The organism is Pseudanabaena biceps PCC 7429 (genome assembly GCF_000332215.1).
Lineage (GTDB): Bacteria > Cyanobacteriota > Cyanobacteriia > Pseudanabaenales > Pseudanabaenaceae > Pseudanabaena > Pseudanabaena biceps.
Genome location: NZ_ALWB01000203.1, coordinates 1 through 8,855 on the forward strand (window position 1 = coordinate 1; position 8,855 = coordinate 8,855).

6 protein-coding genes and 2 pseudogenes are annotated in these 8,855 nt (G+C 41.5%); 7 read left to right on the forward strand and 1 reads right to left on the reverse strand.

The features are described 5' to 3' along the window. From PSE7429_RS25730 to PSE7429_RS18210, 6 genes and pseudogenes are all read left to right on the forward strand, one after another. Positions 1-157: pseudogene (locus PSE7429_RS25730) on the forward strand (ISKra4 family transposase); the annotation flags it as partial. 49 nt (positions 158-206) lie between these two features. Next, positions 207-515, forward strand: a pseudogene (locus PSE7429_RS28035) (hypothetical protein); the annotation flags it as partial. Between the two features lie 194 nt (positions 516-709). Then, positions 710-1,786, forward strand: coding sequence for an AAA family ATPase (locus PSE7429_RS18195; protein WP_009628788.1), 1,077 nt, complete (start codon positions 710-712; stop codon positions 1,784-1,786). Positions 1,787-1,789: 3 nt separating this feature from the next. Further along, positions 1,790-2,428 (forward strand): DUF3226 domain-containing protein, encoded by a 639-nt coding sequence (locus tag PSE7429_RS18200; protein WP_009628789.1) that lies wholly within the window; start codon positions 1,790-1,792, stop codon positions 2,426-2,428. 128 nt (positions 2,429-2,556) lie between these two features. Further along, positions 2,557-3,900: an ABC transporter ATP-binding protein gene (locus tag PSE7429_RS18205; RefSeq protein WP_009628790.1), complete on the forward strand. Its 1,344-nt coding sequence runs from the start codon at positions 2,557-2,559 to the stop codon at positions 3,898-3,900. Positions 3,901-3,974: 74 nt separating this feature from the next. After that, positions 3,975-5,705 (forward strand): ABC transporter permease, encoded by a 1,731-nt coding sequence (locus PSE7429_RS18210; protein ID WP_009628791.1) that lies wholly within the window; start codon positions 3,975-3,977, stop codon positions 5,703-5,705. A 291-nt stretch (positions 5,706-5,996) separates the two neighbouring features. Here PSE7429_RS18210 and PSE7429_RS18215 read toward each other — a convergent pair whose 3' ends face one another. Then, on the reverse strand, positions 5,997-8,057 hold the full coding sequence (locus PSE7429_RS18215) for a zinc metalloprotease HtpX (protein WP_009628792.1): 2,061 nt from the start codon (positions 8,055-8,057) through the stop codon (positions 5,997-5,999). Positions 8,058-8,432: 375 nt separating this feature from the next. Here PSE7429_RS18215 and PSE7429_RS18220 point away from each other — a divergent pair, with 375 nt between their 5' ends. Beyond that, positions 8,433-8,639: a hypothetical protein gene (locus tag PSE7429_RS18220; protein ID WP_009628793.1), complete on the forward strand. Its 207-nt coding sequence runs from the start codon at positions 8,433-8,435 to the stop codon at positions 8,637-8,639. Positions 8,640-8,855 lie beyond the last annotated feature (216 nt).

Below are 8,855 nucleotides of genomic sequence, written 5' to 3' on the forward strand. Positions count from 1 at the left end.
TCAAACACAAGGAATTACCATTGGCTCTGGTGCTGTTGAATCTACTATCAAGCAAATTGGGCGTAGAATCAAAATATCTGGTGCTCAGTGGAAGCGCGATAATCTTCCCCAAGTTCTTAAACATCGTTGCGCTTATCTCAACCTCAATCTTGCCTAAGTATATTTACTCAGTGCCTAATTGAGATGCTCCCAGTCTTACTAATGTCTCTTTTTATATATCAAACATGAAAAAAAGTACTCTTGATCAAGCTACATTTATTAATGTGGATATGCAAGAGATCAATTTAAGTACGGCTAGTCTAGTTCAATTGTGTTTTCTTGGAGGGAGTCTCGCTAAAGTTAATCTAAATAAAGCAAATCTAGTAGGGTCTACATTAGATATAAGGCGCATTGAAGAAGTAGACTTTTCAAGCACTTTTATAGAAGAGACTACGCTGAATAATATTGACCTAAAGACATTAATTGTGTCTAATAAAATCATACACAATTATATTTTTGATGGTCTGTACTCATAATCTATGATGCACTAATGATTGATAACGTTTGTAAATTCCTCGCAGAAAGCTACTCTACTGACTTTGCTAGGCTTAATTATTTGTAGGATGCGTTAGTGTAACGCATCTATACAGTTAAAGAAAGTTAAAGATGATGGGTTACGCGATCGCTAACCCATCCTACATGCAATTACTTATATGCTAAGTACTCAATTATGTTGAAATCCCTCAAAATCGAAAACTTCCGTTGCTTCCCATCCTTTGAGATGCAACAACTTGGTATGTTAAATCTCATGGTTGGTACTAACAACAGTGGCAAAACTTCTATTTTAGAAGCACTGCAATTACTTGTTAATGCAACATTTACTTCTAATTTTGAAATGCTTGAGGAAATAATTACCAATAGAAGTGAGTATGTTATAGATGATGAATATCAAGATAAAAAATTGATAGTTCGGCATCTTTTCTATAACCACTACCTTGACATTGATAGTAAATTTACGATTAGTGCGAAAAGTCTAGATGATAAACAATTAAAGCTAATCGTTTCTCTTAAAAACATAAAGACACATACAGATCTAGTAGATCAAGAATCACTATTCTTATGTCTCAAACGATTAATAAGCTTAATAGAAGTTGAAACACCATTTAAGCTTTCTTCAGAAGGAATGCTGTCGATCAAAATATTACGATCTGCAATCAATACTTTGAATCCCAGCAAGTCAAATATCCAGTTTGTCAATTCATCATCATTGACTGCTGAAAAAACGCTTGATTTATTTGAAGATATGGTACTTACACCAGAAGAAGACCTCGTTATTCAAGCTTTACAGATTATTGAACCTCGCGTAAAACGAATTGCGTCCCTTATTGGGAAGAATGCGTATAAGGGGACTCGTGGTAGTTTCATTGTCCAAACTTCTGAAAATCCTCGCATACCAATTGGTAGTATGGGCGATGGAATGTGGCGAATGTTGGGACTTGCTTTAGCAATTGTTAATGCAAAGGATGGAGTTTTATTGGTGGATGAAATTGATACTGGGCTGCATTTTACAGTGATGTCTGATATGTGGAGAATGCTCTGGGAAACTGCAAAAAGGCTTAACGTGCAGATTTTTGCGACTACCCATAGTAATGACTGCTGGCAGAGTTTAGCGGATATCGCCAATGCTGAGAATCCTAGTGAAGATGGGATTACAATTCATAGGATCGAGAAAGGGAAACCTCACAGTATTGTCTTTACTGAAGATGAAATTGCGATCGCTGCTGAAGAAGGGATCGAGGTGCGCTAAGCCATGATTACAAAAACAAGGCTATTGCTTGTAGAAGGCGATGACGATAAGCGTGTAATTCCTGAGTTAATTGAAAAAAATGGTGTGGTATGGAATCAACAAGATCCCTTCATTCCTGATATTCATTCATGTGGAGGATATCCCAAATTATTAAATCAGCTTAAAACCCGCTTAAAAGAATCTTCTTTATCTCAACTTGGAGTAATTATTGATGCGGATGACAATCCTCTTGGTCGTTGGGAAAGTATCAGAAATCGATGTCAAGCAAGTATTCCAAATTTGCCCAAAGAATTGCCTGAGGATGGCTTAATTTGCGAAGTCACAAAAGAGCTTAAATTTGGAGTTTGGCTGATGCCTGATAATTTTCAGCGAGGGATGTTAGAGACTTTTTTAGCCTATATGATTCCTGACGATAGCGAAACACTATGGCAATTCGCTCAATCGTCAGTCCAAGAAGCAATAAACAGGGGAGCGAGACTGACAGAAGTACAATATGACAAAGCCAATATTTACACTTGGCTCGCTTGGCAAGATCCCCCAGGTAGACAATTGCATCAAGCAGTTAAAGAAACGGTTCTTGATCCAACACATCCCAATGCTCAGAAATTCGTGAAATGGTTTAAGGATTTGTATGGGTTGTAAGCGGGAAGTCTAAAGGCAAGTAGTTCTAAGTAGTTCTAATTATGCTCCCTATTAGCTGATAATGTATTGGGTTGGGTAGCGAAAACTTCCCTATCTATGTAGCTTAGAATACCTGCACAGATAATATTATGGTTCAAAACGTCGAAAAAAATAGCTTTATAGCTTTAGAGAATCTTGGGAAGTCTTACTTACAACCCAATGGGCAGACTATATCGATTATTGAAAATATTAACTGCCAGTTGCAAGTCGGTGAAATTATTGCATTGCTGGGTCCATCAGGCTCTGGCAAATCAACATTGATGCGGATGATTGCAGGCTTGATTCCACCCTCTAGCGGCAAAGTATTGTATTACAATCGCCAATTGATGGGTTTAAATCCTGGAGTAGCGATCGTCTTTCAAAATTTTGCCCTTTACCCTTGGTTAACCGTTCTTGAAAATGTGGAACTAGGTTTAAAAGCTAAAGGTGAGGCAAAGGATACGCGCATCCAAAAAGCCCTTCGCATGATCGACGTAATCGGCTTAGATGGCTTTGAAAATGCTTATCCTAAGGAACTCTCTGGTGGAATGCGGCAGAGGGTTGGTTTTGCTAGAGCTTTGGCGGTAGAGCCCGAACTTTTATGTATGGATGAACCATTCTCAGCTTTAGACGTACTGACTGCCGAGAACTTACGATTTGAATTGCTCGATTTGTGGTTAGAAAAGCGCATTCCTACTAAATCAATTTTAATCGTGACCCACGGGATCGAAGAGGCGGTGACCCTAGCCGATCGCGTTATTGTGTTAGGTCGCAATCCAGGACGGATTCGCGCCGATTTACCGATTAAGTTGCCCCATTATCGCGATCGCAAGAGTCCAGAGTTTCAGGCTTTAGTCGATCAGGTTTATAAAATTCTGACTAATCCCGATCTCCCAGACAGTTCATCCCAAGCTGCAACCACAACTTCTACACCCAAGCCACCTGCTTCACAGAAATATCAATCCTTACCCCATGTACGCATTGGTTCGGTTGCTGGTTTGTTGGAACTTCTTGAAGGAAGGCAGGAAAAAGATTTATATCGCCTTGCTCAAGAACTTTTATTGGAAGTTGATGACTTATTACCAATTGTTGAAGCTAGTAAGTTAATGGATCTAGTCGCGATCACTGAAGGTGACATTCAACTAGCGCAGAGGGGTGAGAAATTCATTAACAGTAATATTGACGAGCGAAAAGCAATCATTCGTGAATCGCTACAGCAACATATTCGTTTAGTACAACAAATTTGTCAGCTATTACAAGCCAAACGCAATCATCGAATTTCTGAAGAATTGGTACTCGACATTCTAGAAAATTATTTCACCAGTAAAGAAGCGCAACGGCAGCTCAGAACGGCTATGGATTGGGGACGCTATGCCGAGCTATATAGCTATGACGAACCATCGGGTGAAATCTTTATTGAAGAGAGTGTCACCGAATCTGAAGAGTCTGAATAGAACTCAATCAATTTATCTATCTAGCCTTATATATCTAGCCTTATATCTAGCCCATTTTTTAGTCAGGATTGCTTATGTATCAACCCACTATCGATCCCAAGGCAGAATTTCGTTCGCGTTGGAGTATTGGCGATGTTTTACTCCCCTTAGCGATTATCTCCTTGATTTTCATTATTGTTCAGACTGCCAGTAAATTTACGGGCACTTACGATAGTGACTATGTCATTAATCTATCACTTTCATTTTTACCAACCTATGCTCTGCAAACCTTAGTGCGAATGCTGGCTGCCTATGGTTTGTCACTGGTTTTTACCCTAGTTTATGCCTATGTAGCCTATCGGTCAGCGACATGGGCAAAAGTACTGGTTCCATTACTAGATATTCTTCAGTCTATTCCCGTCCTATCGTTTTTGCCTGCGGTAGTTCTCGCTTTGGTTGGGCTATTTCCTGGACAAAGATTGGGGATCGAGCTAGCGTCGATTTTGCTTATCTTCACGGGGATGACTTGGAATATGACCTTCAGTTTTTACCAATCCCTAAATAGTATTCCTCAAGAACTAATTGAAGCCAGTCAAGTTTATCGCCTCTCGGCTTGGCAACGGTTTTGGACTTTGGAATTGCCTTCAGGGGTAGTGGGCTTGGTTTGGAATAGTGTAATGTCAGTGGCGGGGGGATGGTTCTTTTTGATGCAAACGGAATCTTTTACCCTCTCCGATCGCAACTTTACGCTTCCAGGATTGGGGGCATTTCTCAAAGCCGCCGCAGATAAAGGTGACAATTGGGCAATTTTTTGGGGAATTATCGTTCTCATCGGCATTATTACGATTATCGATTATGTGATTTGGCGACCAATGATTGCTTGGGCCGAAAAGTTTAAGTATGAGACCGTTGAGGCAACTCAAGTGCCAGAATCGCGGATATTAGACTTTCTGAGGCGATCGCCTACGATGCGCATCGTCAGCGAACGGCTATTTGTGCCTGTTTCTGAGGCTTTTAATCGCGGATTTAGCAGTAAAGTGCAAAGTTCTCCGAGCGCTAATCATAGGAATTCTAAATGGACGAATTGGTTAAATTGGATTTTATTAGGAGCCGTAGGATTCTTAGTTTTAGGTGGAACCTTAGAAGCGGTACTGTTGCTCAGTAAAATGCCCTTGAGCTCTTGGCAACAGGTGATCCTCGGAGCCGCATTTACTTCTATTCGTGTATTAGTGGTGCTGATTCTCTCACTCCTGATTACAGTTCCTATTGGCGTAACGATTGGTCGGAGTCCAAAACTGGCTCAGTTTTTGCAACCAATAGTTCAGATTGCGGCTTCAGTTCCCGCGACTGCCCTATTCCCAATTCTACTATTAGGTTTAGCAAATTTTGGGGGTGGTTTGGATATTGGTGCTGTCATTCTGATGACCTTAGGAAGTATGTGGTATATCCTATTTAATGTAATTGCAGGAGCGCAAGCCATTCCTTCAGAACTATTTGAGGCGGCAAGGGTTTACAAACTCTCATCGTTAGAGCGTTGGCGAACGTTGATTTTGCCAGGAATTTTTCCGTACTTGGTGACTGGGATTATTACAGCGGTTGGAGGTGCATGGAATGCCAGTATTGCTGGAGAATATATTAAATTCCAAGGTAAGATCTTGACAGCAACGGGGCTGGGATCGACGATTACTCAGGCTTCTGATGTGGGAGACTTTCCACTTCTATTGGCTTCCACTATTGTGATGTCGCTACTGGTGGTCACAACTAATCGCCTAGTATGGCGACCTCTCTATCGATTGGCTCAGGTGAAATATCAACTAATCGTTTAGGCGATCGCTTAAATCCCAGAAGAGAATGCAATGCATTCTCTTCTGGGATTTAAGCGCAAAGCGCTGTAGGACAAGTGGTGGTGCTTTGCGCCGCCACTTGTGCTTTGGAGTTTATGTCCTAGTAAGTATGTGGGCTTAATTAAATATAAAACCCTAAAACCTGCGGCGCACGCTGCGCCGCAGGTTTTATATCTGGATTGTAATTGGGAAAGATCACAATATATCAATGCCCTAAAAGACGAGGGGCGAAAGGACGAGGGGCGAAATGTCGCCCCTCGTCCTTTGAGGGGTTTAAAATAGGCGCGAAGTTAGGAGCAAAAGCGATAAACCTAGTAACACGAGAATAGAACTACAAATATTGTTCCAAAACTGGTGATAGCTGGTGAGAGATGCGCGTTGCTTGGGGCGATCCTCCATAATGGGTTGTAATGTAGATAAATCAATGATTGGGAATTTGCCACGTCGGAACCATCCCGTGGCAATTACTGAGCGATCGCATAGCATTTCTAGATTTTTAATGGTCATGGAAGGATCGATAATCCATTGACGGAAACTGGGAATATAGTTCAGAAAAGCGACTCCGCCTTGATCTTCCAAACGCATAGCATAACCTAAATAAAATTCATCCGTGCCATAGCCCAGCAACTCTCCTGGAATTTGTACGGGAGTGCCTTGGACGTAGCTCACATAGGGATCGATTAATAAACTCACCAAATCCGTATCGTCCACCCGTCGGAAATCTGGATAGCGCAAACTACCTTGGAGCATAAATCCTAGTCCCAAACCGATCATCAAAAAGCTGAGTAGTAACCATCTGTTAAACAGTCGCGATAGCAACATAGCCGCCACGATCGCAATTACGACTCCGACAACGGGAGAAATTTGAATGAATAAATCTCGCCAAAAATTTTGATATAGGCGTTTCTTATTGAGTTTCTTTTCTTCCTTTAATAGCTCCGCAAAATCATATTCAGTTAAGAGCCCTAGTTGTTTGGAATATCCCGCTAAAAATTTGAGGCGTTTTCCTACTAAAGGATGGGTGGAATGAATCTCCAACCATCGCCGCCAAGGATTAAAAAGTTCCCAAAGAAATACACGATAGGGATCTTGTTCGGATAGCCCTTCATGGGCAATTTCCATCGCTAAACCGATAGCGGTCATCGTTTGGCGATCGCAAACACCTAGGGTTCTTGTTGATTCTAGAAGGCGATTGGTCGGGATGGCGGGCTGGTTGTAAGGTAACATTTGCCTTGCCATTTTGGGGAGTGCACGGGCGAGAGCATTGGGATTGCCCGTAACCTCAGACGCAAAGCGATCGCTGACAATGGTACTAGCATGGGAAACCCAAATCAGCAGGTAATTGCTGAGGGAATAGAAAACATTGGCAATGGCGGCGGCGACTTGCCAAATTTGCTTTGCACTTTTAGCTTGGTAACTGCGTCGGCTCAGTAGCACATAGATAAAATAGAGAACTTGTACAGGAGCAGAAATAAAAGTTAAAATTGTAAAACTCTTATTCCGAATCCGTCCTAGCTGATATGCGTAAACGGCCGCGATTTCGTCATCATCTAGACATTCAAATAAGCCACGACTGACCACAATTCTGGTTGAATTGGAGATTACCCCATAGATAAAAGCTACGGGCGCGTCATCTTCAATCCATCCCAATCGCGGCACAAAAATATTGTACTTTTCACAGAAGTTCTCAATAATCTCTACGGCTTCAGGGCTCTTTTCATCTAAATCCGCAAGGGTAATCCATTGAATGCGATGGTATTGCTTTTGGGTAATGTCAATAATCCAAGGCGACATGAAAAACAGCAAAATGCTAAAGATGAAAGAAACCACTGAGATAGCGATCAGCCATTCAAACGTAAAAATCGGTGTAAAAATTAGAGAAATGCCATAACCCAGTAAAAATTGCAACCCGATAAAGGCTAAGACTGTCAGTATGAGTGAGGCAACGAGAAAATAGATGTAGCGAGAGGGAAGGGATAAGGTAACGTCTTTTTTGCGATAGCGGCGAGGATCTGACTTAATTACAGAGGCGACATCTTCATTACGCTTGATACGGTTATCGGCAGGTGCATCAAGGACTGCTCTTAGTGTCGTTAGTGATTTTTGAGCCCATTTCTGTAACTGCGGATCGGCATGAGCTTCTAATTGTTCGCAAATGGCGATCGCTTTGTCAGCACGACCTGTTTTCTTATAGGCAGAAACTAGCCAAATTTGCGCTTGTACGTAGTCTTTAGAGGTCAAGTCGGTACTCTCTTGACTATATTCGCTCAAAATAGCGATCGCCTCGGTATAGTGCTTTCGCAATAAAGCCTCTTTGCCAGCTTTTAGTGACATGGTTTCGCCTCAATCTCGCTACGATAAAACTTATGTTGATTTGATGTTGATTTGATATGTCTTTTGATACTTCCCATACCCCATCATTTTAACGTCAGTTCGGCAAAAGCCCAAAAGCCTAGCGATAACCCCAAGAATTGAATGGCGGCGCTTCGCGCCGCCATTCAATTCTTGGGGTTTATTGGAAACAGCATATTTCAGCCTACAGACATAGGTGCATATGGAATAGATGCCTATACACTAACTCGGTACTTATGGCTATACTAAAAGTAGCAGTGTTTACAGAATTTAATGTTGGGATCGCCCAAATTGTGATGAACAACTGGTAGCTCATGCCAATGTTGCAAGTTTTGGTTAACATAACTGGAGGAGACTATGGCTAATATTCCCACTGGCGGTCAAATGCTTTGGAAGCTTGAAGATGGAGAACGAGTCTTGCATTTACGCCACAATGCTACGGAACAATGGCGACATTACGAAGAATTTCCCGAATATGCGATGCAAGACCCCCTAGGTTTTTCTAAGGGTATTACGACCTTTGTGACCTTACTAAAAAAAGATTGGATTGCCATCAAGTCTTAAATCTTGCTTGTCCTTAGCAACGTAAGGTTTGCCTAGGACAAAGATGATTAAAGATGATTAGTGGCAAAGTGCCGCCACTAATCTTTGGGGTTTTTCTTAAAAGTGAGCCAACACCTCAATGAATTGGTATTAGTTAACGTGAGTTCGAGATAATTTGAAACTGGCTTTGAGAAAGGGTTTGCTAAGCAAACCCTTTCTCAAAGCCCAAAAGTAAAA